Genomic DNA, 24,880 nt, shown 5'->3' with positions numbered 1-24,880 from the left:
TGAAAAAGCTGTGGAATTCGGAAATAAGTTAAAACACAAAGCCTAGATTCATCCTTATAAAATGGGGTATAGAACCCCATACACAATCACCAAAATTCAACTTCAGAGGAGGAATACAATGCATTATCAACTCAATCTGCATGTGTCCCGTGAGAAAAAGGATTATTTTTGGCTGTTCAGGAGCGAAGAAGATACAATCGGCGTTTTCAATGAAGTCATACAAACCTTCAAGCAATACGAGCCTCCCAATGCGGAAGCTTTCATGGAGGAAAAGCAGCAAGAAATCGATGAGACCGGGAAAAGCAATACCGTTCAGATCGAAGTCGTTAAAGCGGATAAAGAAGCTCTTATCCGTTCCGCTTCTTATAATGGAATGTGGTATGATGACAAGCATTTCCAGGATATTTACTCCACATTGACTGACAAGCTTGGAAATCCGGAAGAAGAATCGGAAGTGTAAATGCGGTGGAATTTCACATGGTATAAATAATCCCCTCCGGGCAGATTTTACTGTTCGGAGGGGATTATTTGTATTGAACAGAATATTAAATGTGGAATGAAAAATATAATTCTTTCGCACTCTTCAAAAAGGATTAAACGGGGTATAGAACTTTATACTTAAGCTGCAGATTCGATTTCCCTAGGAGGAACACCATGCATTATCAACTTAATTTGCAATTATCGCGTATGAATAAGGATTATTATTGGTTGTTTAGAAGCGAAGAAAACACCATCACCGTTTTCAACGAAGTGCTTGAGACGTTTAAGCAATACGAACCGCAAAATGCATTTGCATTTATGCAGGAAGCACAACGCGAAATTGAAGAGACCGGCACAAGCAACACGGTCCACATTGAGGTCGTCAAGGTGGATAGAAAAGTCATCATCCGCTCCGCTTCCTATAATGGAATGAGTTACGACGACCGCTATTTCCAGGAAATCTACAACATTCTGACCGAACGCCTTGGCGTACCGGAAGAAGAAACGGCTGTGTGAAATTGAGTTGACAATAAAATCCCCGCCAGACAAAAAATTTCTGTCTGGCGGGGATTTTTTATTTAATCTTTTTAGTTCTTATATTCGTTATTAATAACCCCTAAAATCGTCCCCAGCACTTTCCCCTTGAACGCATCCGGCACCGACTGGCCATTCGGGTCCTTGTAATACAGAACCTGTGACTCTTCAATATACGTAAAGCCCATCCCCGTCAACTTTTCCACAAGAGATTTTGGCAATTCGCTGCTGCCTGTCAGTTGTTCAAAATACGGAGTTACATAAACCGAAACGTCCACATCGTCCAAGCTCGATTCCAGAATGAACAAATCCGTATCACTTTTCACAATCCATTGGCCTTTTGAACTGATCGCTAATTGCGCACGTTCCAAACCGGAAATCCCGTTCAAGTTCACACCGAAAATCTGGTTGATCAAATTGCGGTTCTCCGCTCCGCTCAACGTGTAATCGTATTCCTTGATATAACGGTCCATCACTGCGTTTTTCGTCAGCCCCATGATGCGTGCATCCTGCTCAGTAGAAGACGGATCTGCATTAAACGAAGCACGCAGACTCACCATCACAGGCTCCGAATAAATAGCCAGTTTCGAACCGTAATCATTTTTTGACACGATATCGAGATCAATGCCAAAGATTTCTTTCACTGCTAACCGGACTTCATTGCCTTTAACTTTTGTGCCGAAGGAAGCCAAATAGCGGTCCATTACGTCCACTTTCGGCATTTGCTCGATGGAGATTGCAGAAGGTGTGATCGCCAAGCTTTCTTCCAGCGCTGCCATTACTTTCTTCGAATACTTGGCTTCCTGTTGAGCCTCATAAGCCTGCGGATTAGAATAGGCCGATGCATCTGCTGCAAACGCATTGCCGGCTCCTCCCGTCAAAACTGCGCTTGTAATCATGCTGAATAAAACCACTTTTTTCGTCATTGTGTTGAATGGGATTTTCACTTTCATTCCTCTTTCTGATAGCTGGATTTGGCAGTAGATAGATTATTCGCCTCAGAGTAATCATTACTATTTATTACTTTTCCTTTATATTACAATAATTAAATCTTATAGTCTATAAACCATTTCTAGTTAAATAGGTCCCCTTCAGCTCCCAACTTCTTCTTTATCCCGCACTTTTCACAAAAAAATTCCTTCCTTAAACAATAAGAAACCGCCACTCCCTAGACATTAATATGTCGGGAGCGGCGGTTTCTGCGGTATAAATTATCGTCACTAGCAAGAATCATTTGTTTCTAGAAACAGGACGGGCATCTTCATTTGCGCCGCTCTCCTCAATATTTGGCTCACCAGCTATCTCAATCCCAGTCTCTTCTTTTACAACGAAGAATGATTTAAATACAACGGCGGCAAGTGCTGCTCCGATAAGAGGAGCAGCAAGGAATACCCATACTTGTGCCAATGCATCGCTGCCGGCAAAAAAGGCAGGAGCCAAGCTTCGCGCGGGATTGACAGACGTGCCAGTCAACGGAATTCCGATAAGATGGACAAGCGTCAGCGTGAATCCGATCACGAGCCCGCCCATATGAGAAGTTGCCTTACTTGATGTCACGCCGAGAATGGCCAATACAAAGATGAAAGTAAGAACCACTTCGACGGCAAGTGCACCAGCCAGATTCAGGCCGACCGCACTCAAATCCCCGTAGCCGTTGGCACCATACCCCTCCAGGCTTGTAGAACTGGCGACAAGAAAGCCAAGGAAAGAGCTGCCGGCAAATGCCCCTATTATTTGGGCAATGACGTAGCCCCCAAACTCTTTAGCGCTGAGGTTCCCTGACATCCAAACCGCCAGCGAAACTGCAGGATTCACATGGCATCCCGAAACATGGCCAATGGCATAAGCGCCTGCCACAATTGAAAGCCCGAAAGCCAATGCAATGGCCAGAACCCCCAGGAATCCTGTGTCCGTTCCTCCTGTATATCCACCCAAAACTACAGCTGTACCCGTTCCCAAAAATACTAAAATAAAAGTGCCGATAAACTCTGCCAAATACTTTTTCATTTTCATCTTCTCCTTTATGGAATAGTTTTCAATCGAAAATAATAAAAGATGAATTAGTTATTTAAATATTCAAAATACTTTATCATATAAAATTGTTAATTGATACCCATATTTTATTAATTTATTCAAACTGCTATGGACAACATCAAGCAATTTTAAAGCGGATTAAAAAACCGCCGCTCCCTTCGACGTGAATACGTCGGGAGCGGCGGTGTACGAGCTATAAATTTCGTCATTCGTTGATAAATAAAAACAGATGATTCTTTCTCTCGCCATCCATATTCTGATTGGACTTATCACTAAAATCAATCCACTTCACTTTTTCGGAACGCTGTTTGATTTTCACATGAAGTTCATCTTCAATGTCCGTGAGCAGTGAGACAACTTGATCGTAAGGTAATTTAAAATGTTTCATGGCCAAGTTGATGGGAGATTCCGTCAGCACCAGGCTAAAGAACTCATCTGCTGTTGTAGCCTTTTCAGCCAGGGCATCTTCAGCCTCTGTGATGAATTCATATAGTTTTCTTTTTTCTTCTGGAAGTCTGCTCACTTCGCTTCTCCGTAAAAAGTCCAGCAACCGTTCATTCATTTCTACCCCACCCTTGCACGTTTGTTCTTATTCTATCATTTTACCAGCTTGCTTTTTTAATGCCAGGCAATTGGCCTTTATGGGCCAGTTCCCGGAAAGCAATCCGCGACATCTTGAATTTGCGCATGAAGCCCCGCGGACGGCCGGTCACTTCGCAGCGGTTTTTCAAGCGCGTCGGGGAGGAATTGCGCGGTAGTTTGTTCAGTGCTTCGTAATCGCCTTTGTCTTTCAGTTCTTTGCGGAGATCCGCATAATGTGCCACCATTTCCCGCTGCTTTTGGTCTTTAGCCACTTTTGATTTTTTCGCCATATTATCTCTCCTTTAAAAGTAATCATTACGCTTTAAAAATTCGTAAAAAATTTTTATTTCGTTTCTCGGTGCAAAGTAACCTTTTTAAGGGGTGGGCAGTATTTTTTCAATTCGATGCGTTCCGGGTTATTTCGTTTATTTTTCGTCGTCGAATAATTGCGGTCGCCTGTTTCTGTGCAGGCCAATGTGATGTTAACGCGCATGTTCCAAGTCTCCTCCTTCCATTTTAAGTTCTTCGTAAAACGCTGGCAAAGGATCGTGAAACTCCTGCCAGTCCATCGCCATTTCTTCTTCGGTCAGCAGGCAGTTTGTTAAATCTTCCGTTATGGCTTGCTGGTCCATGCCGATGCCGATCAACACGAGCTCCGTCATCTTCACGCCGTAATCCAGATCCCATGCACCTGCCCGTTCAATGCCCAACGACGGGCCTGCCTGGGAAAGTAGCACCGCAACATCGTCCCGTGTGGCGATCCATAAAAAGCCTTTTGCGCGGACCACTTCCACCGGCCACTCCAAAATCCAGTCCATCAATCGCTCGGGATGGAATGGCTTGCTGCTGCGGAAGACAAATGAGCTGATACCGTATTCTTCCGTTTCCGGTGTATGTTCCTCGTTCAATTCTTTGATCCATCCGGCGCTTTGGCTGGACCGTTCATAGTCAAAGCGTTCTGTATTCAGTACTTCCTCTAATGCGATTTCCGAATACTGCGTGCCGATGATTTTGGCATCCGGGTTCAAGCGCTTCAACACTCCCTTTAATTCCTCGGCTTTTTCTTTAGAGATCAAATCCAGTTTATTGATGACCAGGACATTCGCAAACTCGATCTGGTCAATCAATAAATCCGCGATTTCCCTTACATCATCTTCCGCCACCGCTTCTTTTCGCTCAAGCAGCGTATCGCCGGAAGCAAAATCCGCCCAGAATCTCGCAGCATCGACCACAGTTACCATCGTATCCAGTCGGCAAAGCTGCGACAAATCGATTGCCAGGTTTTCATCCAAATACGAAAACGTCTGCGCCACCGGAACCGGCTCACTGATGCCTGACGATTCGATGACAATATAATCGATCGATCCAAGCTTCACGAGCTTTTCCACTTCAACGATCAGATCTTCCCGCAGCGTGCAGCAAATGCAGCCGTTTTGCATTTCCACCAACTTTTCTTCAGTCCGTGAAAATCCGCCTTGTTCCACTAAAGATGCATCGATGTTCACTTCGCTCATGTCATTGACGATGACCGCCACTTTCAGCCCGTCGCGATTATGTAAAATATTGTTCAGCAGCGTCGTCTTGCCAGCACCTAAATAGCCGCTCAAGACCGTTACTGGAATTCGTTGATCCATCCATTTCGCTCCTTCCAGGTAAATAATAAACTCTTAAATAGTAATGATTACGTTTTAAAGCATATAAGATTTAATAAAAAACTGCAAGTGTTTCTGTAAATTCTTACTGGATTTCTTTACAAGGGCAGGATGAATCAGGCAAAACGACAAACAATTTATAATTGAAAACAAAAGAAATTACCACTTCTAAAAACATAGTTGGATCGCGAGACAGCGGGTTTCAAAGCTAAATTCCGTATTCATTCACGAAAAGAAAAACCGCCTGGGCAGAGGAATTCTCCTTCTGTCCAGGCGGTTTTAAATTAAATGATTAAGTTCGCCGTGCTGTCGTCAATAACCAAAACATCCAAAAAGCCGCCTCTCAACGCTGCTTTCAAGCTTTGGACTTTATGGGTGCCTTCCACGATGCCTACCACTTCCGGAATCTGTTTATACTCGTTGATATCCAAGCCGATGACCAGATCATTCAACGGATGCTTGATCTGTTTCCCGGATTGATCGTAAAACCGCGAACCGATGTCGCCTACAGCCCCAGCTTGCTTCAAGGACTGCAAATCTTCCTTTTTCAGATATTCCATGGTCGTCATAGTCGAATCTTCATAAGGATTACCGATTCCGACGACCGCCATATCGACATTACGCCCCTCTTCAAGCACCATGGCAATATCAGCTGATTGAACCAGACGATTTTTCAACTCAGCGTTCTCGACCATAGCCGGTGCATACAGATAGGAACAAGTTGTGTTCATCTTCTGTGCCAGCTGATAGGCGAGCAGATTGGAGTGGATTTCCACCAGTTTACTTCCCATTCCGCCGACCAAAGGAATAATTTTCAGCTGCTGATGTTGTTCAAACGGATATTCCTGCACGAATTTAGCCAATGTGCTGCCCCAGGAAATTCCGAGTGATTTTTTTCCATTGATATTTTTGGAGATGTAGAAAGACGCGGCTTTTCCCAAAGATTGCTTGACCATCTCCGGATTTCTGCCAGCTGCCGGAACCACTATTACTTCTTTCAGCCCGTACTTTTTCTCAAGTTGGTGCTCCAGTTCCACTGTATGCGCATTTTCATCTTTAATGTAAATCTCAACAATGCCACTTTCACGGGCTTTGTTCAATAATTTGGAGATGACCGGACGGGATACGCCGATTTTCTTCGCGATTTCTGCCTGAGTCAATCCTTCAAAATAATAAAGCCTTGATACTTTTACGATTTGCCTGCGCTCTTCCCAATTCATCATGAATGCACCTTCTCATTTTATTCAAACTTGAAAAGCGAATGGATGCACCGAATGAAACGCTTTCATTTCTGAACAACGTTCCAATCATAATTCCAGTCCAATCGCTGCCTTTACTAACCACAAGTTTCTCTTCTTCTATCTTAAGGTAGAAAGACTGCATCTGGCAATTAATGGTGAACGCCTTTTCCAATCCAAGAAGCTGCTGCTTCATACAAACTTTCTGTTATGGTCGGATGGGCATGGATCATGGAAGCAAGTTCATCCACTGTTCCTTCCAGGTGAATAAAAGCAGAGGGCTCGGCAATCATTTCCGTCACATGGGGGCCGACCATCAGGACACCGAGAATCTCTCCATATTTGGTGCCGGCAATTAATTTAGTGAAGCCTTCTTTTTCATCTTGCGCCAGCGCCCTGCCGTTTCCTGCATGATCCACTTTCACCACTTTAAAATCGATTCCCCGCTGCGTCGCTTCTTCTTCTGTCATGCCGACACTGGCAATTTCAGGGCTCGTGTACACACAACGCGGTACAATATTATAGTTAATTACTTCTTTTCCGCCTGCTGCATTTGCAGCAGCAACCAATCCTTCCGCACTGGCTGCATGGGCCAACTGCCAACCGCCAATCACATCGCCCACTGCATAAATAGAAGGAATGCTGGTGGCCATCCGTTCATCCACTTTGACAAAAGGGTCGTTCATTTCCAATTTCAATTCGGCAAAAGCGGAAGTGTTCGGCGCCCTGCCGACAGCCATCAAAATCACATCTGTTTCCAGCGCTTCTTTTTCGCCATTTTCGGATTCGACATGGACAAGCTGGCTGCCATTTCGCTGTTCGATTCCCATCACTTTCGTACTTGTCAGAATTGAAATCCCTTTCTTTTTCAAGGCCTTAGCAAGAGCTTTAGATGCCTCTGGTTCTTCACTCGGCACAATTCTGCCACCCATTTCAACGATGCTGACAGGCACATTGAGGCTCGCGAAAATACAGGCAAGCTCTGTACCAATGATGCCACCGCCTACAATGACCATCGACTCCGGAATCTTCCCGATGTCGAAAATCGTATCGCTTGTGAAACATACTGCTTCTTCAACACCGGGAATCGGCGGAACAACCGGCCGAGATCCTGTCGCAATAATAATGTTTTCACCACAAATGATTTCTGTTTTCTCCTTTAGCTGAATGGAAATGGACTGATCGGCCAGCACTTCACCCAAGCCATTGTAGACATCGATCTTGCCTTGTTTTAATAAATAAGAAATACCGTTTCTCAGTTGCTGGATCACTGCATCTTTCCGAGCCAGCATTTTCGTAAGGGAAAAAGTCATCGTACCTGTTTCGATGCCCCAACTTTTGGCCTTTTCGATGCTTTCAATCACTTCCGCATGCCTCAGCAAAGTCTTGGATGGAATGCAGCCGCGGTTTAGACAAGTACCGCCGAGGTCCCGGGCTTCAATCAGAGCCACCTTTTTTCCGAGCTTCGCTGCACGAATCGCGGCAACATAACCGCCAGGACCTCCTCCAAGCACCACTACTTCATAATTATTCACTGACATCTACTCCTTAGGCCAATAATTTGAATGGCTGTTCAAGCGCTTCTTTCAACTCCGTCAAAAAGGCTGCAGCCGGAGCACCATCAATTACCCGGTGATCAAACGACAAACTCAAAACCATCATCGGCCGAAGCTCGATAGCCCCATTAACGCCAACCGGCTTTTCATTGATGCGCCCCACGCCAAGAATAGCTGATTCGGGCTGGTTGATGACGGGTGTAAAGGCATCGATGGCATACATTCCCAGATTGCTGACGGTGAAAGTGCCGCCTGACATTTCTTCCGGTTTCACCTTGTTCTCGCGTGCCGCTTTACCGAGGCGTTTGCATTCTGCAGTCAACGCCGCAAGGCCTTTTTGATCCGCATTTTTAACCACGGGGACCAGCAGGCCGTTATCTGCGGCAACGGCCAATCCAAGGTTGATTTCTTCATGGTAGATGATGTGATTGCCTTCCAATGCAACGTTGATATGTGGATGCATCTTCAACGAATAAGCTGCAGCTTTTAAAATGATTTCCGTGTAAGAAACCCGGAATCCGGTTTGCTGTTCAATCGGTCCGAGCAATTGCTTACGCAAATTGATCGCTTCAGTCATGTCCACTTCGGTCGTCAATGTCACATGTGGAGCAGTCGTTTTGCTTTGAAGCGTGCGCTGGGCCACTACTTTACGAATGCCTTCCAGTTTAACGCGCTTGCCGCCGGCTTCAACAGGAGATGATGCAATCTGTTTCACGCCTTCGACATCGGCACGGTAAATTTTCCCTTGAGATCCTGTTCCACTAACTTCTTTTAAATCAACGCCTTCTGCTTCGGCAACCTTTTTCGCCAATGGCGTCGCTTTAAGTGCAGTATGTGAAGACGTAAAAGCCATGACATCGCCTTGATGAATACGCCCTTTCGGTCCAGATCCCGGCACTTCAGCAAGCCTCACATTTTCTTCTCTCGCGGCTCTTCTGGCAGCAGGAGTCGCCCGAAGTTTTTCAGCAGTTGCTTCGGTCTCAGCCGGTTCGTTTGCGGTTCTTTCAGAAGTGGTATCGGTAATGCCCTGCTGCACCAAATCTTCTAGTTGCGGCTGCCTTGAGTCGCTTACATCTTCTTCTTCTTTTGCAGCCCCTGATTCACCAGGCGGCGAGTCAGGTACTTGCTCTCCGGCCTCACCGATATATCCAACGACGTGGTTGATCGGCACTTCATCATCTTCCTCGAAATACTTTTTCAGCAAGATGCCTTCTTCGTAGGATTCCACTTCAATATTGATCTTGTCCGTCATAATTTCAAACAAGGGCTCGCCTACTGCAACCGCATCGCCTTCATTCTTGAACCATTGCAGCAAAGTTCCCACTTCCATCGTGCTGCTTAGTTTCGGCATGAATATTTCTTTGACCATCGATTCATTCCTCCTCCCTACAGGCGGTTTAACGTTTCTTTTACTGCTGCAACAATATCATCGACAGTTGGAATCGCCGCTTTTTCCAGTTCAGGGTTATACGGTATCGGTACCGCTTTTCCTCCTAAGCGCTTGATTGGCGCATCCAGGTAATCGAAGGCTTCGCTTTCAGCAATCGTGCTGGCGATTTCCCCGCCAAACCCTCCACGCTTGACCGCTTCATGGACAACTATCAGCCGGCTCGTTTTCTTCACAGATTGGATAATCGTTTCTGTATCCAGAGGAACCAGTGTACGCGGGTCAATTACTTCTACATGGATGCCCTCTTTTTCGAGTTCCGCCGCCGCTTCAAGTGATTTATGGACCATAATTGCTGTCGCAACAATCGTCACATCGGTTCCTTGCCGCTTAACGTCCGCTTTTCCCAGCGGAATGGAATACTGCTCTTCCGGCACGTCCGACTTCGTCTTGTAGCATAGCTTATGTTCATAAAAAATGACCGGGTTGTCGTCGTCAATCGCTGCTTTCAGCAGCCCTTTGGCGTCGTAAGCTGTCGAAGGTTGAACGACTTTCAATCCTGGTACGTGGGCCATCCATGCCTCCAAGCTTTGGGAATGCTGTGCCGCTGCACCTGTGCCGGATCCCGATGGCGTTCGCAGCACCATTGGCACTTTCCCTTTGCCGCCATACATATAGCGGATTTTTGCAGCTTGGTTTACCATATTGTCCATTGCAATCGTGATGAAGTCCGAAAACTGAAGTTCCAATATCGGACGCATGCCGGTCAATGCTGCACCGACTGCTGTTCCGGAAATCGCAGCTTCTGAAATGGGTGTATTGCGAATCCGTTCTGGGCCGAACTCTTCGATCATGCCTCTTGTTACACCAAAAGCCCCACCATAGACGCCGATGTCTTCGCCCAATATGAATACATCTTCGTTCTGGCGCATTTCCTGGCTCATTGCTTCTTTAACTGCTTCTAAATAGGTCAGCTCCCTCATGGCCATACTCTCCTTTGCTCTGCTTTAAGCATAAATGTCTTCCATTAAGTCATCGATGGTCGGCATCGGACTATCTTTTGCAAATTCAACGGAATCCTCAATTTCCTTTTTCGCTTCGGCTTTGATCTCATCGGCTGCTTCTTCTGTCAGCAATCCTTTTTCAATCAATACATCGCGCAGACGTGCAATCGGGTCTTTCGCTCGCCATTCCTGTTCTTCTTCGCGGGTTCTGTACTTTTTGGCATCACTCTTCGAGTGGCCTTTCCACCGGTACGTTTTCGCTTCCACAATCGAAGGACCTTCTCCGTTCCGTGCACGGTCCACCGCTTCACCAACACCATTCATGACGTCAAAAACATCATTGCCGTCCACTACTTTTCCAGAGATGCCGTACGCTTCTGCACGCTGTGCGACATCTTCGACATTCATCATCTCTTTTGCTGGGCCAGACATGCCGTATTGGTTGTTTTCACAAATAAAGACGACAGGAAGCTTCCATATAGACGCCAAGTTCACTGCTTCATGAAAACTCCCTTCATTTGATGCGCCATCCCCGAAAAAGCAAAGAACGACGTAGCCTTGCTTTTTCATTTGGGAAGTCAAAGCTGCTCCGGTGGCAATTGAGAAACCACCGCCGACGATTCCATTCGCTCCAAGGTTTCCTTTTTCGACATCCGCAATGTGCATCGAACCGCCTTTTCCTTTGCAATAACCAGTTGTACGCCCAAACAATTCAGCCATCATCCGATTCACTTCCGCGCCTTTAGCGATGCAATGGCCATGCCCCCGGTGCGTACTTGTAATCTTGTCCCGGTCTTCCAGTACAGCGATCGAGCCCACTGCTGATGCTTCTTGGCCTACCGCTAAATGCGTCGTTCCGTGAATCATGCCTTTGGCAAAAAACTCGTCAACTTTTTCTTCAAAGTACCGGATCAACCACATTTGCTTCAGCAGCCCTGTCAGGTCTGTTTCTTTTACGCGTGGCGGCAAATTCACTAATTGAGTCATCGAAAATCCTCCTTCGTTTTTACATTTGTTCATATGAGTAACATATGTAAATATCATAAGACTTTTCAGTTAATTCGTCAAGAATAAAAAGAGTCTGGCTCCTCTCCTTTGTTGAGAAGCCAGACCCTTTAGCAGGAGAGATTATTTTATTTTTTTCTTCGATTTATAAGTTTGCATCACTTTCCGGGAAGAATTAACATCTTTTAAAAGCTCGTACGGTTTCCTGATTGCCCGAACCGGCAGCGATAGCAGCAAATGGCTCAGGTCTTCTTTGTATTCTTTTGTTATCCGTGTCGGCTTTGTTGATATGCGTTCATATATTTCTTTATAGAATTCTTTTTTGAGATCCAATTTCAATTCCTTCGTCCGGCCGCATTGCAAACAACTGATGCTTTTTATGTCATCATTGATATACGTTACTTCGTGATTGACTTCTTCTTTGCAGCCGAGGCAGTACAGTCCTGCTTCCATTTTTTTCACTTTCATCACAGAACACCTTCTCGCTTAGTTATTTAACAGTTGGAATTTGTGATCAGAATGTTCTTTCCCGGTATTTGCGGCTTATTTGCTGGAAGCTAAACTTTAACCGGAATTGCTTTTTCTTCTTTTACTGCAAAGGTATCATCCTGCATTCGGCGCAGACGCCAGATTGTCGACTCTTTCGTTTGGACAACGTCGTCATATGAAATAATCTGACCTTTTTTAATGGACCGTTTCAGCTGGACGTTGCGGTCGACTAAGCCCATTGGCAGAGCGTTTTCCTCCTTCGCTTCAGTTGCAGAAAGTATGCTGCCATAAACGGTGAATCCGCCGATGCTGTCGAGGAACTGCCCTTCCTCAAGATCAGTCTTGGCCACAGCCACTGTTTCAGCCTGAAGCCCTTTCCAGGGAGCGATTGTCGCTTCATTATAGATAAACGCTCTGGCAATGGAAATCGGCGTCTCAAGGCTGGTTAAATGATACGGCCGGTACAGCACATAGTTCGGTCCCTCGCCCATGCTCAAATATTGCATTTCATGATTGACTTCTTCTTTTTCTGACGCCACAATCGCGAAAACACCTGGCGCAACGCCATTGATGTATTCAACAATCTTCTTATTGCTGACTTGGCCGCCATCTTCTTTCAATTTAAAAATTTCCGGCAGCCCTTTGACATCGCTGACAAAGCCGTTCATCCCCGGTTTATCCGGAAGAAATCCTGTGGCATTGGCCACTGCCGTCATTTCTACCATTGTTTTTGTGCCGTCCTGGAAAGAAGCCAACATTTTTGCGCTCGCCCCTTTTCTAGCGGCTTCTTCCGCTGCAGAATCGGGATTTGCCGCCAAGTTTAAGGGATTATTTTTCCCTTTACCCAGCGCTACCACCTCAAACCCCAGCGCATCCGCAAAATCGTATAATTCCATAATTGCCCCCGGCTCGTCTCCTGCCGTTCCGGTATAGACGACGCCGCTCGCATCTGCCATTTTCTTCAGCAGCGGACCAATTGTGACATCTGCTTCTACATTCAGCATGACAATGTGCTTTTTGTTTAAAATAGCATCCCACGCAATTTTCGCTCCAATGTCTGGCACTCCGGTCGCATCAACCACCACATCGACATCGGCCAAAGACGTTACAAGCTGCGCGTCTGTGGTTGCTACGACTTTACCACCCTGAATGGCTTCTGCCGCTTCATTGGCCTGATTTGTTTGGACAATGTCTGCATCTGCCACACCGGCCTTCAGGTATGCATTCGTGACATTGTCTATTTGAATATCCGCAGTGATGACCACACGCATCCCCGCCATGCTTTCGATCTGGGAAACCATACCTCGTCCCATTTGCCCTGCACCTACAAGTCCAACCTTGATTATGATTCCGTTTCTTTGCATTTCTTCGAGTTTTCTATTTATACCTAGCATTTCTCAGTCTCCTCTTTGTCAGGCTTTGTAAATGCGGATTGCAGCTCCAAGCGCCAATTCAGGCATCACTTTCTTTTCTACACACATCGTTCCTGGCAGCAGGTCCGCCGATACTTCTCCGCTAAAACTAATGGTGCAATGTCCAATATCCCTAAGCGTTTCATTAACTTTGTTGCCAACAAATAAAATCTCGTAGCTTTCATCGTTGATTTCCAGAATATCTCCAACTTCCACTTGGTGTTGAAGATCTGCTTTTTCGTGGATTACGGCAAATGATCGAAGTTCTGCTGGGACCGTATCGTTGAAAATGACCATCATGTTTTCCTCAGCAAAAATTCCGACTTCTTCCCCAATCTCTTTTATATTAGCTTCATATTTTTTAATCATAATATTCTCCACCTAACTGCCTCCTTTTTAGTACAACCCAAAACTGAATAGATATGCAATGACCACTGCCAATGGCCCTGTAATCAATCGGGACATCAATACAGCAGGCACACCGACTTCGATCGTCTCGGGTTCAGCTTCTCCGAGCGTCAATCCAACTGGCACAAAGTCAGCCCCTACTTGGGGATTAATCGCAAACAAAGCCGGCAGTGCCAGAGCTGGCGGAATATTTCCGCGTCCGATTTCTACACCGATCAATACCCCTACGACTTGTGCGATAACTGCTCCTGGCCCAAGAAGCGGCGACAGAATCGGCAATGCACAAATGACGGAAAGAATTAGCAATCCGACAAAGTTTCCAGCAAGCGGTGTAACGAAGTTTGCAATAATGTCACCGATTCCTGTGAAGGTGATAATTCCGATTAACATACTGACAAATGCCATAAATGGCAAGATATTTTTAAGAACTTGATCAATCGTTTCACGGCCAGCCTGATAAAGAACCCCTACCACTTTTCCTGCTCCACGGCCGACTCGTTCTACAATATTCATTTTTTTCGGCTGTTGATAATTTTCTGCCGCTTTCCGTTTTGCTTCTTCTTTCAATTCTTGAGGTGTCATGCGTGCTGCTGGTGCTTCCACTTTGTCGACAGCAGCCTGGACTTCATCCTGATCCTCATAAAATGCAGCTGCAGGACTGATGTCTGAAACTGTAACACCTGAAACAAAATTTTCTTCATTAATAAATTTCATCAATGGTCCTGATGGAGATGTAGGGTTTACATTGATTGTTAAAATATTCATCTTTGGATAAACTCCACAGCGCGCCGTTCCCCCACAGTCGATAACGACACAAGCCATTGTTTCTTTATCATATGAAGATTTAAATCCATCAACGGCTTCTGCGCCTGTCAGGCGTGCAATTTCTTCAGCAACTGGATGAATCCCGCCTCCTGTAACAGATACAATATATCTTCTATTTTCGTTTGGCCGAATCGTGAGCGGGCCGCCCCAGCCTCCGCGTCCTTTGGTAACGGAAATCGCTTTAAAGTTTGATGGTGCCTGAGTTTCTGTCATTCTCCCTGCCTCCTTTTCAAATGGGCATATCTATAGACTGTTAGACTTCCATTCCTTTTGCTTTCATCATGCGGACTGTAATGATTTCAGTTACGATGCCGCGGATTAATATGACAATCACACCTACTAAAAAGAAGCGAATTGCTAATGGCCCGAGTGATAACCCTAATTCTGTAATTCCGGCAGCAATTCCCAGGTACACGAATAATTCAGCCGGATTGGCATGCGGGAATAATCCTGTGATCGGATGGACGAATGATACAGCTGAATCATAAAAAGCAGGTTTTTGCTTTTCAGGAAGAAACTTCCCGAAAGTATACGCCATTGGATTCGTTAAAAAGAATACTGCCAATACCGGGAAAATCGTATAGCGCAGAATAATATTTTTTGTACTTTTCCGTGCAAGATTGTTAATCCGTTCTTCCCCGATTAACCGGATTAAAGCATTAATGGCTGTGATTAAGACAATCAACAGCGGAATGATTCCTGTAACTAGACCTGTAAATGTATCAGCACCTGCTTGGAACATTCCGATAAAGCCTTCTGCGAGCCTAACTAAAAAATCCATCTTTTTTCCTCCTTATACCGCCAGATTTGTTTGCTTGTTCATTTGTGTTTCAATTTTTGCAATGGCCATTCTAAAAGCCTGGCCAACAAGATCCTGATTAAGGGTTTCTTTCAATTGCTCTATATTCAGCCCGTCGTACTCCGTGAACGGTTCAAACCGGCTAAACACTGTCACGCCTTTCATTAATCGGCTTTCGACTACGTTCCCCTCCTTATCGGTTACCATAATTGAAATAACCCCTATTCCAAACTTTTGCTTCTGTATGCCTACGCCTAAATATCCTGAAGGCCTGGCACTCATTTTTTTAAGGGTTCCCTGGTAATTTTTCAATTGAACTTTCGTCATGGCGATTTGAAGCAACCATATACCGGCAAACGCAGCGATAAACCACCCCCACAAGTAAATCCCCTCCACTCTTCTTTACATATGTTCGATATCATTACAAATGTTATTAGCTACATTATAAAAGCGCTTTCAACAGAAATCAATAGACATTGAAAGAATATTTTAATTATTTATTTAATTGAATCCAAGTTCAGTGGAATGCAAAGGGTGATTATTAATTAGGAACACAAAAAGACGCACTCGCCAACAGCGGAGTGCGTCTTTTCATTCTTACTTAGTATTTAATTTTTTTACCGCTTTCGTTCAAGATCGCGCTTCACGATTTTGTCGCTTACTTGCTGGCCGCTGAGCGTCACCATCGGCATGCCGCCGCCTGGATTGACGGTGCCGCCAACGAAATACAGATTGTCGTATAGTTCACTTTGCTTTTTGTGCTTGAAGCCGCCATTCCTTTTTTTATCAGAAACGGTTCCATAAATCGCACCGCGGTCGGATCCGTAAGTGCGTTCGATGTCATGCGGCGTCCAGACATCGCGTGTCACAATGTTCTCGCGCAAGCCTTCCAAGCCCATGCGCTCGAGTTTATCGAGGACGCGTTCTTCAAACTCCCGGTATTGCTCCGGCGTAAACGGCTTGTCTTGGATATACGGGATATGCGGCAGGATTTTGATGTTTTCATGCCCGGCCGGTGCTTGCGATGGATCGGTTTTGTTGACATTGACGAGGTAAATCGTCGGATCGTCCGGCAGTTCGTGTTTCTCGAAAACCTTATCCATCTGTTCATGCAAATTCTCCGAAAAGAAGAAATTGTGGTGATTCAGGAATGGATAGGTTTTTTTGACCCCCAAGTGCAGCACGAGGCCGGAACTCGACGGTTCGTATTTTTTCACTAGCTTGGTGACAAACTTCTCGTCCGCATCGACCATTTTTTTATAAAACGGAATGACTTCCATGTTCGAGACATAATAATCGGCCTTCTTGACGGTACCGTCTTCCAGTTCAATCGCCTCGAGCTGCTGCGTTTTTTCATTGACGTGTGCACGTTTCACGCCCATTCCCGTATGGATTTGAACGCCCGCCTCTTTTGCCAGGCGCGTCAAGCCTTCCGCCAATTTATGCGTGCCGCCTTCCACGTACCAGCAACCTTGTGCATGCTGCATGTAAATCATCATATTGAGAACCGCAGGCGCGCTGTAAGGCGACGACCCGACGTATTTGACGTAATAGGCAAGCATATCGCGCAAATGCGGGTTGCTGATGCGTTTAGAGATGGCGCTGTACATCGTCGACGTCAAATCGAAGCCGGTCAATGTTGCAAGGATGCCGTTTTGCGCAACCGCTTCTTGCGGCGACTCGAAGCCTTCTTTCAAATAGCTATGCTCCGTCGTTTTGTAAATCCGCTGCGCATATTTGAGCAGCGCGTAATACTCTTTCATGTCCTTTTTGGAAAGTGCCGGATTCGCCCGCTCCATCAAGCGCAGGTCATGGTACAAATCCAGAACTGTGCCATCCGGGAAGAATGAACGCCATTCCCGCTCAAGGCGCTTGATGGGCACGTAATCCTCCATCCGCTTGCCGCTTCCTTGGAACAATTTATCGAAAATATGCGGCATCGTTAAAATGGACGGTCCGAGATCGAAGCCGAAACCATCCTGTTCCAGGCGGTTCACTTTCCCGCCGACATGATCATTTTTTTCATATAACGAAACGGCGTAGCCTTTTTGTGCGAGTGAAATTGCGGCAGATATGCCGCCAAGGCCGCCGCCGATTACGATTACGGATTTTTTCGGATTCATCATAGCGGTATCATCCTTCTTTCATTTTTATCTAATCTGACCCATTTCAGGAGACGCAAACCAGCTCTGTTGCATGCATCATGTTTCTTTCCATTCCCCTTACACAGAGCGACCGAAACTTTACTCGTATAGCATTTGTACAGTAATTATATACTATTGGTAGAAGATAGAGAATTGATAACGACAGAGGATGCGAATAAAATAAGAATAAAAGTGCAAAAAGAATTTTTGTTGAAGATCGCTTCGGCCGCTCAGGGCATGGGGTATAGATTATTAAAAACATCAAATCAATTTATATAGGAGGTTTTCATTCATGAAAGGTCCTTCAAGTTATCGCATCGATTCAGCGTCACGAGTAATTGCAGCTCCACGGCAAGCCATCTATGAGGCTTTTGTAAATCCGGAATCTTTGGTTTTGTGGCTGCCGCCCCAAGGCATGTCAGCCCACATCGATTTCTTTGATGCGCGCGCAGGCGGTTCATATCAATTAACTCTGACATATGAAGTCGACCACTCAAATCCAGGAAAAACTTCGGACAACACCGACGTCTCAAAAGGCCGGTTTCTGGAACTGGTTCCTGACACCAAGATTGTCCTGGTCGGTGAATTCGATTCGGAAGATCCTGCGTTTTCCGGTGAGATGGTGCAGACCTGGTTTTTGGAAGCTGTTGCGGCGGGCACCAAGGTGACGATTGTGAATGAACGGGTGCCAGAAGGAATCCGGAAAGAAGATCATGATGACGGGCTGAATTCCACGCTGGCGAATCTTGCCCGGTTTGTTGAAAAGTAGGCAGGTGAACCGCGTTGTCTATTGCTGTCTTCTGAGTAAGTTGATAATTTCTTCATTTTGTTCGACTTGTTTAGTTGAGTTGATTTTAATTACCCGGATCCACCGAATGGCAAGTAACACCGCAACAAATAATAACATTCCGATAAAACCAGTTAGTCCGACATCCATAACTTCCCCGCCTTTAAATCTAGTTTGTTTTTCAGAAAACAATGAGACTATTATAGTTTCGCCAACTCATCCAGCAATGCCTTCCGTTTCGGGTACATGAATTTCACTTCGTCGATCAGTACATCCGCCGCTTCTTTGCCTGCTGCTTTTTGGAAAATCCGGATTTTGGTGCAGGCGGTGTAATAGCTTTTTCGGTTAGATGCGGATGCAATCAATTTGTAGATATACGAAGTGAAGATTTCATTCACTTCGTGCGGATACTCTTTCAGCAAATGTGGATACAGTTTTTCGATTTCGGAAAGATTGGCGCGGCAATAGTCCAGCAAGTCTTCGTCCCTTTTTTCGTCAATCAGAATCTTGAGGTAAAGGGATTTGTCCCAGCCGTTGTTCTTAAGCTTTTCAAGCAACTCCTCCAGCATCGCTGGCCATTGTTCAGCGCTCACCAGGTTTTTCAGCTTGGTGTAATACGCTTCGTCTCCCCCGGCTGCGAACTCATAAGCGAGTTCGATCATGCCGGGTTTATTCCGCATGCCTTCGTAAGCCTCGAAGCGCAGCTTTTTCCAGTCCCTCACCAAGCCGCGAAGCTCGGAATCGATTTGTTCCGACACCTTGCACAAGTGAACTACTTTTTCGAATTCTCCTGCAACCAGAGCTTGGACGATTTGGGATCTGCGGATATTTGAGTAGCTGTGATGCTTGGCATAGAACGCTTCAACCGCATCGCGGTCTCCTTGCTGCTGCAAAATCGCCAGCTGATACGTCCGGAATTGTTCTTCTGTGTAGTCGGATTTCCGATTTTGCATTTCTTCGCTGGCAATGACCTTATCAATAAACCCGTAGATTTTATTAGCGTAATCGCCCTGGTCGGCCCATTGCAGGAGCGATCCGGCAAGTTCTGTTGCAGCGTCTGTCATGTCTTGGCCAATCGCAAAAAGAATATGCGGATACAATAGCCCGAGCGTCCAATCGACCTTTGCCGCATCGAGGCCATCTTGCCATTTATCCATGATGTCATGGATCTCCACTAAACTTTCGTTGATGACGGATCCGATTATCCCCGATGAATCATCGGCAATTTCGAGCATCTCGGTGCATTCAGCAATGACAATCAAATGAAGGGTAAGCATCGTTTCGCCGTCTTTCATCGGGATTAGCGTGCTCAAGTATTCTTGGACTTCCAGCGCTCCTTCGATTGCGTCATGGGTGCGGTCCCATTCGATAAAGCCGCTGCGTTCTGTACGGTTGACTGATTTTTGGATGATGTGGCGAGCGGCAATTTCATCCATTACGATTGGAGCTGAGAACTTGTCCGCTAAATATTGGTTCACCGCCGGCTGCCGCTGCAGCAGCTCTTCAAAAATTTCCAGCAGCTCCGCTTTTTTCAGCGCTTTTAGACGGGTCAGCACATCCGGCTTATTTCCAGGATGTTCTTTCTTATAAGCTTCAATCGCCAGGCACACCGCCACTTCATGCTTGCACAGCGAATCCGATTCGAACGGGCATGTGCAGTAAGTCGATGACAGATTCCCGTCTTTTTTCAGGTTCACGGCCACGTCGTAGTCCGTCGTTCCCGCTACAAGCGCATGCCAGCGGTTCGGTGCATCTTCCGTCAAATCTTTGACATGCCCTTGTTTAAAATAATCCACGCCGCGCGTGTACAGCTTAGCTGGCACGTACGCCTTCAAATTGTTCAGCTTCATGTCCATCCCCCTTACTTCACTCTCAATTTTAAGCTATTTGAAGGCAAAAAACCACACCTGGCTTGCCGGTGTGGCTGTGATGAAAATTTTATTTTTTGTTTCTATCTTTGATTTTATTCGCGACGTCATCTTTCATGACCATGGCTTTGTCTTTGTACGTCGATGCTTTTTCTTTGTAGTCGTCTTTGTTTTCTTCCCAATGCGCCTTGCCTTTTTCAATCGATTTGTCTTTCAATGCGTTCAGCTTGTCCAGAAATGCCATATGAATCATCCTTCCGTTTTCCTGCCGCTAAAGCGGACAGTTCCACTGGCCTAAGCATAACCTTATTTAAGGGGTTTGTCGCAAAAAGGAGTTTTTTTGTGCTTAATTGAATATCATTTCCCTGACAAGTAACACCTTATTTGTAATGATACTTGCATTGAAGAATATAAACGTTTTGTTCATCAATCCGATAAACCAGCCGATCCGTTTCATTAATCCGTCTAGACCAATAACCATTTAAATCGTAGCGCAAGGGCTCCGGCTTGCCGATGCCCTCATATCCGTTTCGCTGGATGTCTTGAATCAACGAATTAATTCTTTTCAGCGTTTTTTTATCTTCTGTTTGCCAATCCGTATATTCTTCCCATGCTTTTTCCGTAAAAACAATGCTCATCAATCAGTTTCCAAAAGCGTGCGTGAAGCTGCTAAGCCTTTTTCTAATTGTTTTTTTGATTCCATCAAATGTTTCCGATTCGCTTCATTGCCAAGCAAATGCATATTTTCCATCAAATTATTGTATTCCTCAGCAGAAATCATCACAACGTTTTTTTCGTTTTTCCGTGTAACGATAATCGTTTCAAAATCATCCGTGACTTTATCCATATACCCCTTTAGATTGTTGCGCAACGTAGAATAATTGATTGCTTCCATAACATCACTCCCTCCCATTCATTGTACAATATTCCGTACAATAAATGAACTATACGAGTTCAGTCTTCACTTTTCTTTTATTCTATTAGAGCTATGCAATTCCTACATAATTTATAAGCATGAATAAAACAAAATGCCCCTTCCAAAAACGCAGATTTCGTTGGAGTGGCATTGTATGAAGGGGCGTATGCTCAGCATTTCCCCGAATTTTTTCGTTATCACAAAACAGTTAGAGCAAGTCCAGCTCTATTTCATTTTTCTTCAGCCATTCCGAGATTCTCTCTTTCGCATATGCTTGTTCAAACTTATACCAGCTTTGTTCAATATTTAACGCCTGGACAGTGTCTTTAAAATGCCTGAACGGTTTTCGCTCACCTAAAATTTCTATTAAAAGAGTCTGGTTCGCCGGTTTTTGTGCTTTGGCAAACAATAGCATCATATCAAAAGCTTCAGGCGATGTGAGTTGCGGAATCAGAAGAAGATGTTCAGCCGATTCCACGTCCCAATCGATTTCCGGTTCTCCCGTAAAATCCTCTTCCCCGTCGAATAGGATTTCTCCCGTGATCCGGTTCAAAACCCCTTGCATATCGTCACTGTGATACAAAAACAGATCTGCCAATTCATCGATCACTGCCATCGAGCTCACCCCACATTCAGTTTCAGGAATTCATTTGGGAAAGATATGCTTTCAAATTCTCCATCTCCGGCAATTTTACAGCTTCTTTGGCGTTAATCGCCAAAGCTGGAAGGATTGGCTCCAGCAAACGGTGGACTTCTTTCTTTACCAACAGTGTGTGCGGTCTCTTTCCAAACTTTTCGATAAAGTCTAATAAACCTTGCTGCACCGCTTCATCGGCACCCCAATTCTCGAAGATGTCCTGATAAAGCGCTATTCCTGATCTGCTGTCGATCGCTGCAGCCATCAAAGGGAAATAAGGGCGTTCCCCTGCTGCCGGCTGCACCGGCATATTGATGTAAAACAAATCGAATTCAATCTCACCGGCGAAAACCGGCTTCTTGCCGGCACGGTGCAGGTCAATATCTGTAACCATCTGTTCAGCTGGCTGATCCTGTTCTTCACCCGGGTATAAAGCTTTAACCTGAACGAGTGAATTTTCCCACGTGATCCCGCTATCATTTATTCGGTGAATCCGTGCAAACATGTCTTCTTCTTCCATAAACACCGGCAGCTCTTGCCCTTGCTGAACCAGTTGAAAAACCTTTTCAGTCTGTTCGATTGCCAATGCCAACATCCGGGCTTCTTCTCCATCAATCGCCCATGGATAGCTGCCCGGCACCATACTGCGGAATTCCGGCCATTGCTTCTTGCCTCTGAATGACAAACCGTGCGCCTTCAAAAAAGCGTAATCGTCCTGTTCCAATTCATCCCTGTCCACAAAAGACAATAGCAGGCTCCTTTGGATAAAAACCACTTCCATCAAAGGCTTCACCTGTTCCACAACAAGCTGCAAGCTTCTCAGCCCGGCTTCCCCGATGTAAACCGCTAAGCCGAATTCCCGGCCGGCACCACCAAGCACGCTGACAAACAACCGCTCTTGGCTTACCGGGTCAAGCACCATGAAAATTTCATCATCGTCCATAACTTCCCACGGCTTTAATGCATTCAGTTCTTTGGATTTGTTCAATAAATGCTTCCAGACATTGTTTTCTCCATTATCGGCTTCAACGGACTGCACCCATGGCTTTAACGCATTATTCACTTCCGTTGCGACGATTTTTGGCGAAACGGCTTCTGTTGCCATTTCCATCCCGATACCGTCTTCTTCCGGCGCCCATCCGGCAGCCTCCACACAACGCGGATAGGCAAGGTCCGCAGACGGAGCAAGAATTTGCAGCAGCACAATGTCATGTTCCCAATCTGCTCCAAAATCATATGTGTAAAGGCCGTGATCTTTCTCAACAACAAACCAATCGCTCAATAATTCGTCTTCTTCATCCCGCGCATTTTCATTGGAAAACCCGAATTCCGAGTAATCCGGACTAATTTCAACCCACTGTGATTTCCTGCCATTCGTTTTCAAAATGTTGAACACATGCAAATGGCTGTCTTCCCACTCGAAAGCAGCTTGGAGAACTTGATGAAATTCAAAAAACGTCATTCCGCTATCCACTTGCAGTGTTCGCCATACTGGCGGCTGCGTGTTTTTTAACTGCACCTTGAATTCGTAAATCATCACTTCACTCCATCCAGTCATTTTCTCTTTATTGTAAATGATTGATTTGAGCTTTTCAAAAAACATTAAGCTAATAAAATGAAAAGCGCCTTTCGTCTATTCGAAATTCAAATCGCATGAACACTGATAGTATACTTTTTATCAGTATGTGATTTTAAAGTGCGTACTTCACAAAAGGGATGCTTGGGCTTACACTGAGCGTGAGCCAAAATAAGAATACGAGGAGATACACATATATGAAATTACAATTAGCTTTAGACTTAGTAGACATTCCACAAGCCATCGAATTGGTGAAAGAAGTAGAGGCATTTATTGATATCGTTGAAATCGGCACGCCGGTCATCAACAAAGAAGGATTGAAAGCTGTTACGGCGATCAAAGAAGCTTTCCCGAACCTGGAAGTTTTGGCAGACGTGAAAATCATGGATGCTGCCGCTTATGAAGTATCGAATGCTTCAGCTGCAGGCGCGGACATCATTACGATCCTTGCACAAGCAGAAGATTCGTCGATCAAAGGCGCAGTCGAAGAAGCGAAAAAACAAGGCAAGAAAATCCTGGTCGACATGATTGCGGTCAAAGACATCAAGACGCGTGCTGCAGAACTTGACCAGCTTGGCGCTGATTACATCTGCGTCCACACAGGCTACGATTTGCAGGCAGAAGGCAAAGACTCATTCGAAGACTTGCGTACTATTAAAAGCGTCGTGAAAAACGCACGCGTCGCGATTGCGGGCGGCATCAAATTGGAAACATTGCCAGAAGTCATCAAAGCACAGCCTGACTTGATCATCGTCGGCGGCGGCATCACGAGCAAAGATGACAAAGGCGCAGAAGCGAAGAAAATTCAAGAGATGATGAAAGAAAGCGTAACTGTCTAACATGAACACCACAGCTTTCACAGAAGAAATACTGGCTGAACTCCAACGGACGCTCTCGCTCATCGATGACCGGGAAGCCGAAAAGCTGGCGGCTGACATGCTGCAGGCAAAGAAAATCTTTGTCGCAGGCGGCGGCCGCTCGGGCTTCATGGCCAAATCTTTCGTCATGCGCATGATGCACATGGGGCTTGATGCGTATGTGGTGGGCGAAACGGTGACGCCGAATTTGGAAGCGGACGATCTGTTCATTGTCGGCTCCGGTTCCGGCGAAACCCAAAGCCTGGCCGCAATGACGCAGAAAGCGAAGTCGATCGGTGCGACGGTCGCGGCCATTACCACCAATCCGGAATCGACGATTGGCGGGCTCGCTGACATCGCCATCACCATCCCTGCACAAGCGAAAGCGGACGGCAAAAGCGGCAAGTCCATCCAGCCGATGGGCTCGCTGTTCGAGCAATCGCTGCTCGTTTTCTACGATGCGTTGATTCTTCGCTTTATGGAGAACAAAGGGCTGGAGTCCGACAAGATGTACGGCAGGCACGCCAATTTAGAATAAAAGCGAATAAGCCGGAGTCTGCTTTGATAGAGGCCCCGGCTTATTTTATTTTGCGGGGATTTCAGTCCGCTTCACTGGACAGCCGGATGCCTGACGTGCAAAAGTGAGTGTATTGCTAAGATCCATAAAAAGAAATTCAAGGAGCGAACCCT

The 24,880-nt window shown here is 45.7% G+C and carries 30 protein-coding genes; 5 read left to right on the top strand and 25 right to left on the bottom strand.

Going from position 1 to position 24,880, the window contains the following annotated elements; genetic code table 11:
• Positions 1-118: 118 nt before the first annotated feature.
• Complete coding sequence (locus tag EGV91_RS08920; RefSeq protein WP_135502785.1) at positions 119-460, top strand: hypothetical protein; 342 nt, start codon at positions 119-121, stop codon at positions 458-460.
• 194 nt (positions 461-654) lie between these two features.
• A complete protein-coding gene (locus EGV91_RS08915; protein WP_135502783.1) occupies positions 655-996 on the top strand; it encodes a hypothetical protein in 342 nt (113 codons plus the stop codon).
• Positions 997-1,067: 71 nt separating this feature from the next.
• Here EGV91_RS08915 and EGV91_RS08910 read toward each other — a convergent pair whose 3' ends face one another.
• From EGV91_RS08910 to EGV91_RS08825, 18 genes are all read right to left on the bottom strand, one after another.
• A complete protein-coding gene (locus EGV91_RS08910) occupies positions 1,068-1,967 on the bottom strand; it encodes a hypothetical protein (RefSeq protein WP_135502781.1) in 900 nt (299 codons plus the stop codon).
• 277 nt (positions 1,968-2,244) lie between these two features.
• Positions 2,245-3,027, bottom strand: a complete 783-nt coding sequence (locus EGV91_RS08905; protein ID WP_338325031.1) for an aquaporin — start codon at positions 3,025-3,027, stop codon at positions 2,245-2,247.
• 226 nt (positions 3,028-3,253) lie between these two features.
• The gene (locus tag EGV91_RS08900) at positions 3,254-3,610 is read right to left on the bottom strand and encodes a hypothetical protein (protein ID WP_135502777.1); all 357 of its coding nucleotides are present in this window, start codon (positions 3,608-3,610) and stop codon (positions 3,254-3,256) included.
• 40 nt (positions 3,611-3,650) lie between these two features.
• Positions 3,651-3,920 carry a 30S ribosomal protein S14 gene (rpsN, locus tag EGV91_RS08895; RefSeq protein ID WP_135502775.1) on the bottom strand — a complete coding sequence of 90 codons (270 nt, stop codon included), beginning with the start codon at positions 3,918-3,920 and terminating at the stop codon, positions 3,651-3,653.
• Positions 3,921-3,973: 53 nt separating this feature from the next.
• Positions 3,974-4,123 carry a 50S ribosomal protein L33 gene (gene rpmG, locus EGV91_RS08890; RefSeq protein WP_135502773.1) on the bottom strand — a complete coding sequence of 50 codons (150 nt, stop codon included), beginning with the start codon at positions 4,121-4,123 and terminating at the stop codon, positions 3,974-3,976.
• Positions 4,113-5,264 carry a GTP-binding protein gene (locus EGV91_RS08885; protein ID WP_135502771.1) on the bottom strand — a complete coding sequence of 384 codons (1,152 nt, stop codon included), beginning with the start codon at positions 5,262-5,264 and terminating at the stop codon, positions 4,113-4,115. Before EGV91_RS08885 ends, rpmG begins: the two co-directional genes overlap by 11 nt.
• A gap of 302 nt (positions 5,265-5,566) precedes the next feature.
• Positions 5,567-6,505 (bottom strand): sugar-binding transcriptional regulator, encoded by a 939-nt coding sequence (locus EGV91_RS08880; RefSeq protein WP_135502769.1) that lies wholly within the window; start codon positions 6,503-6,505, stop codon positions 5,567-5,569.
• Between the two features lie 167 nt (positions 6,506-6,672).
• Positions 6,673-8,061: a dihydrolipoyl dehydrogenase gene (gene lpdA, locus EGV91_RS08875; protein WP_135502767.1), complete on the bottom strand. Its 1,389-nt coding sequence runs from the start codon at positions 8,059-8,061 to the stop codon at positions 6,673-6,675.
• Between the two features lie 7 nt (positions 8,062-8,068).
• The gene (locus EGV91_RS08870; protein WP_135502765.1) at positions 8,069-9,445 is read right to left on the bottom strand and encodes a dihydrolipoamide acetyltransferase family protein; all 1,377 of its coding nucleotides are present in this window, start codon (positions 9,443-9,445) and stop codon (positions 8,069-8,071) included.
• A 17-nt stretch (positions 9,446-9,462) separates the two neighbouring features.
• On the bottom strand, positions 9,463-10,446 hold the full coding sequence (locus EGV91_RS08865; protein ID WP_135502763.1) for an alpha-ketoacid dehydrogenase subunit beta: 984 nt from the start codon (positions 10,444-10,446) through the stop codon (positions 9,463-9,465).
• Positions 10,447-10,470: 24 nt separating this feature from the next.
• On the bottom strand, positions 10,471-11,454 hold the full coding sequence (locus EGV91_RS08860) for a thiamine pyrophosphate-dependent dehydrogenase E1 component subunit alpha (protein ID WP_135502761.1): 984 nt from the start codon (positions 11,452-11,454) through the stop codon (positions 10,471-10,473).
• A gap of 141 nt (positions 11,455-11,595) precedes the next feature.
• Positions 11,596-11,940, bottom strand: a complete 345-nt coding sequence (locus tag EGV91_RS08855; protein WP_135502759.1) for a bh protein — start codon at positions 11,938-11,940, stop codon at positions 11,596-11,598.
• Positions 11,941-12,029: 89 nt separating this feature from the next.
• Positions 12,030-13,355: an NAD(P)H-dependent oxidoreductase gene (locus EGV91_RS08850; RefSeq protein ID WP_135502757.1), complete on the bottom strand. Its 1,326-nt coding sequence runs from the start codon at positions 13,353-13,355 to the stop codon at positions 12,030-12,032.
• A gap of 18 nt (positions 13,356-13,373) precedes the next feature.
• Entirely contained in the window at positions 13,374-13,742 is a 369-nt protein-coding gene (locus tag EGV91_RS08845) for a PTS glucitol/sorbitol transporter subunit IIA (protein WP_135502755.1), read from the bottom strand.
• A gap of 27 nt (positions 13,743-13,769) precedes the next feature.
• On the bottom strand, positions 13,770-14,819 hold the full coding sequence (gene srlE / locus EGV91_RS08840) for a PTS glucitol/sorbitol transporter subunit IIB (RefSeq protein WP_135502753.1): 1,050 nt from the start codon (positions 14,817-14,819) through the stop codon (positions 13,770-13,772).
• A 40-nt stretch (positions 14,820-14,859) separates the two neighbouring features.
• Positions 14,860-15,387, bottom strand: coding sequence for a PTS glucitol/sorbitol transporter subunit IIC (gene srlA / locus EGV91_RS08835; RefSeq protein WP_135502751.1), 528 nt, complete (start codon positions 15,385-15,387; stop codon positions 14,860-14,862).
• Positions 15,388-15,399: 12 nt separating this feature from the next.
• A complete protein-coding gene (locus tag EGV91_RS08830) occupies positions 15,400-15,786 on the bottom strand; it encodes a transcriptional regulator GutM (protein WP_135502749.1) in 387 nt (128 codons plus the stop codon).
• Positions 15,787-16,022: 236 nt separating this feature from the next.
• Positions 16,023-17,531, bottom strand: coding sequence for a phytoene desaturase family protein (locus tag EGV91_RS08825; RefSeq protein ID WP_135502747.1), 1,509 nt, complete (start codon positions 17,529-17,531; stop codon positions 16,023-16,025).
• A gap of 310 nt (positions 17,532-17,841) precedes the next feature.
• Between EGV91_RS08825 and EGV91_RS08820 the strand changes: the two genes are divergently transcribed.
• Positions 17,842-18,318 carry an SRPBCC domain-containing protein gene (locus EGV91_RS08820; protein ID WP_135502745.1) on the top strand — a complete coding sequence of 159 codons (477 nt, stop codon included), beginning with the start codon at positions 17,842-17,844 and terminating at the stop codon, positions 18,316-18,318.
• 18 nt (positions 18,319-18,336) lie between these two features.
• On the opposite strand, the gene EGV91_RS17215 is transcribed toward EGV91_RS08820, so the two are convergent.
• From EGV91_RS17215 to EGV91_RS08795, 7 genes are all read right to left on the bottom strand, one after another.
• The gene (locus tag EGV91_RS17215) at positions 18,337-18,486 is read right to left on the bottom strand and encodes a hypothetical protein (RefSeq protein WP_175580289.1); all 150 of its coding nucleotides are present in this window, start codon (positions 18,484-18,486) and stop codon (positions 18,337-18,339) included.
• A gap of 50 nt (positions 18,487-18,536) precedes the next feature.
• Positions 18,537-20,186, bottom strand: a complete 1,650-nt coding sequence (locus EGV91_RS08815; protein ID WP_158290594.1) for an SWIM zinc finger family protein — start codon at positions 20,184-20,186, stop codon at positions 18,537-18,539.
• A gap of 88 nt (positions 20,187-20,274) precedes the next feature.
• Positions 20,275-20,448 (bottom strand): hypothetical protein, encoded by a 174-nt coding sequence (locus EGV91_RS17210; protein WP_175580288.1) that lies wholly within the window; start codon positions 20,446-20,448, stop codon positions 20,275-20,277.
• A 136-nt stretch (positions 20,449-20,584) separates the two neighbouring features.
• Positions 20,585-20,842: a Txe/YoeB family addiction module toxin gene (locus tag EGV91_RS08810; RefSeq protein ID WP_135502741.1), complete on the bottom strand. Its 258-nt coding sequence runs from the start codon at positions 20,840-20,842 to the stop codon at positions 20,585-20,587.
• The gene (locus EGV91_RS08805) at positions 20,842-21,099 is read right to left on the bottom strand and encodes a type II toxin-antitoxin system Phd/YefM family antitoxin (protein ID WP_135502738.1); all 258 of its coding nucleotides are present in this window, start codon (positions 21,097-21,099) and stop codon (positions 20,842-20,844) included. Before EGV91_RS08805 ends, EGV91_RS08810 begins: the two co-directional genes overlap by 1 nt.
• A gap of 229 nt (positions 21,100-21,328) precedes the next feature.
• Entirely contained in the window at positions 21,329-21,736 is a 408-nt protein-coding gene (locus tag EGV91_RS08800; RefSeq protein WP_135502736.1) for a UPF0158 family protein, read from the bottom strand.
• Positions 21,737-21,758: 22 nt separating this feature from the next.
• Positions 21,759-23,315, bottom strand: a complete 1,557-nt coding sequence (locus EGV91_RS08795; RefSeq protein ID WP_158290593.1) for a plasmid pRiA4b ORF-3 family protein — start codon at positions 23,313-23,315, stop codon at positions 21,759-21,761.
• A gap of 215 nt (positions 23,316-23,530) precedes the next feature.
• Here EGV91_RS08795 and hxlA point away from each other — a divergent pair, with 215 nt between their 5' ends.
• A complete protein-coding gene (gene hxlA / locus EGV91_RS08790) occupies positions 23,531-24,172 on the top strand; it encodes a 3-hexulose-6-phosphate synthase (RefSeq protein ID WP_135502732.1) in 642 nt (213 codons plus the stop codon).
• Between the two features lies 1 nt (position 24,173).
• The gene (gene hxlB, locus EGV91_RS08785; RefSeq protein WP_135502730.1) at positions 24,174-24,728 is read left to right on the top strand and encodes a 6-phospho-3-hexuloisomerase; all 555 of its coding nucleotides are present in this window, start codon (positions 24,174-24,176) and stop codon (positions 24,726-24,728) included.
• Positions 24,729-24,880 lie beyond the last annotated feature (152 nt).

This window comes from Planococcus koreensis, from assembly GCF_004761975.1.
GTDB classification, from domain to species: Bacteria; Bacillota; Bacilli; order Bacillales_A; family Planococcaceae; genus Planococcus; species Planococcus koreensis.
This window is presented reverse-complemented; position numbering and strand designations above follow the sequence as displayed.

What these genes read in the sequence shown, in the direction of transcription:
- EGV91_RS08920 (WP_135502785.1), top strand. Translation starts at nt 119, where the DNA reads ATGCATTATCAACTCAATCTGCATGTGTCCCGTGAGAAAAAGGATTAT.
- EGV91_RS08915 (WP_135502783.1), top strand. Translation starts at nt 655, where the DNA reads ATGCATTATCAACTTAATTTGCAATTATCGCGTATGAATAAGGATTAT.
- EGV91_RS08910 (WP_135502781.1), bottom strand. Translation starts at nt 1,967, where the DNA reads ATGAAAGTGAAAATCCCATTCAACACAATGACGAAAAAAGTGGTTTTA.
- EGV91_RS08905 (WP_338325031.1), bottom strand. Translation starts at nt 3,027, where the DNA reads ATGAAAATGAAAAAGTATTTGGCAGAGTTTATCGGCACTTTTATTTTA.
- EGV91_RS08900 (WP_135502777.1), bottom strand. Translation starts at nt 3,610, where the DNA reads ATGAATGAACGGTTGCTGGACTTTTTACGGAGAAGCGAAGTGAGCAGA.
- rpsN (WP_135502775.1), bottom strand. Translation starts at nt 3,920, where the DNA reads ATGGCGAAAAAATCAAAAGTGGCTAAAGACCAAAAGCAGCGGGAAATG.
- rpmG (WP_135502773.1), bottom strand. Translation starts at nt 4,123, where the DNA reads ATGCGCGTTAACATCACATTGGCCTGCACAGAAACAGGCGACCGCAAT.
- EGV91_RS08885 (WP_135502771.1), bottom strand. Translation starts at nt 5,264, where the DNA reads ATGGATCAACGAATTCCAGTAACGGTCTTGAGCGGCTATTTAGGTGCT.
- EGV91_RS08880 (WP_135502769.1), bottom strand. Translation starts at nt 6,505, where the DNA reads ATGATGAATTGGGAAGAGCGCAGGCAAATCGTAAAAGTATCAAGGCTT.
- lpdA (WP_135502767.1), bottom strand. Translation starts at nt 8,061, where the DNA reads ATGTCAGTGAATAATTATGAAGTAGTGGTGCTTGGAGGAGGTCCTGGC.
- EGV91_RS08870 (WP_135502765.1), bottom strand. Translation starts at nt 9,445, where the DNA reads ATGGTCAAAGAAATATTCATGCCGAAACTAAGCAGCACGATGGAAGTG.
- EGV91_RS08865 (WP_135502763.1), bottom strand. Translation starts at nt 10,446, where the DNA reads ATGAGGGAGCTGACCTATTTAGAAGCAGTTAAAGAAGCAATGAGCCAG.
- EGV91_RS08860 (WP_135502761.1), bottom strand. Translation starts at nt 11,454, where the DNA reads ATGACTCAATTAGTGAATTTGCCGCCACGCGTAAAAGAAACAGACCTG.
- EGV91_RS08855 (WP_135502759.1), bottom strand. Translation starts at nt 11,940, where the DNA reads ATGAAAGTGAAAAAAATGGAAGCAGGACTGTACTGCCTCGGCTGCAAA.
- EGV91_RS08850 (WP_135502757.1), bottom strand. Translation starts at nt 13,355, where the DNA reads ATGCTAGGTATAAATAGAAAACTCGAAGAAATGCAAAGAAACGGAATC.
- EGV91_RS08845 (WP_135502755.1), bottom strand. Translation starts at nt 13,742, where the DNA reads ATGATTAAAAAATATGAAGCTAATATAAAAGAGATTGGGGAAGAAGTC.
- srlE (WP_135502753.1), bottom strand. Translation starts at nt 14,819, where the DNA reads ATGACAGAAACTCAGGCACCATCAAACTTTAAAGCGATTTCCGTTACC.
- srlA (WP_135502751.1), bottom strand. Translation starts at nt 15,387, where the DNA reads ATGGATTTTTTAGTTAGGCTCGCAGAAGGCTTTATCGGAATGTTCCAA.
- EGV91_RS08825 (WP_135502747.1), bottom strand. Translation starts at nt 17,531, where the DNA reads ATGATGAATCCGAAAAAATCCGTAATCGTAATCGGCGGCGGCCTTGGC.
- EGV91_RS08820 (WP_135502745.1), top strand. Translation starts at nt 17,842, where the DNA reads ATGAAAGGTCCTTCAAGTTATCGCATCGATTCAGCGTCACGAGTAATT.
- EGV91_RS17215 (WP_175580289.1), bottom strand. Translation starts at nt 18,486, where the DNA reads ATGGATGTCGGACTAACTGGTTTTATCGGAATGTTATTATTTGTTGCG.
- EGV91_RS08815 (WP_158290594.1), bottom strand. Translation starts at nt 20,186, where the DNA reads ATGAAGCTGAACAATTTGAAGGCGTACGTGCCAGCTAAGCTGTACACG.
- EGV91_RS17210 (WP_175580288.1), bottom strand. Translation starts at nt 20,448, where the DNA reads ATGGCATTTCTGGACAAGCTGAACGCATTGAAAGACAAATCGATTGAA.
- EGV91_RS08810 (WP_135502741.1), bottom strand. Translation starts at nt 20,842, where the DNA reads ATGAGCATTGTTTTTACGGAAAAAGCATGGGAAGAATATACGGATTGG.
- EGV91_RS08805 (WP_135502738.1), bottom strand. Translation starts at nt 21,099, where the DNA reads ATGGAAGCAATCAATTATTCTACGTTGCGCAACAATCTAAAGGGGTAT.
- EGV91_RS08800 (WP_135502736.1), bottom strand. Translation starts at nt 21,736, where the DNA reads ATGGCAGTGATCGATGAATTGGCAGATCTGTTTTTGTATCACAGTGAC.
- EGV91_RS08795 (WP_158290593.1), bottom strand. Translation starts at nt 23,315, where the DNA reads ATGACTGGATGGAGTGAAGTGATGATTTACGAATTCAAGGTGCAGTTA.
- hxlA (WP_135502732.1), top strand. Translation starts at nt 23,531, where the DNA reads ATGAAATTACAATTAGCTTTAGACTTAGTAGACATTCCACAAGCCATC.
- hxlB (WP_135502730.1), top strand. Translation starts at nt 24,174, where the DNA reads ATGAACACCACAGCTTTCACAGAAGAAATACTGGCTGAACTCCAACGG.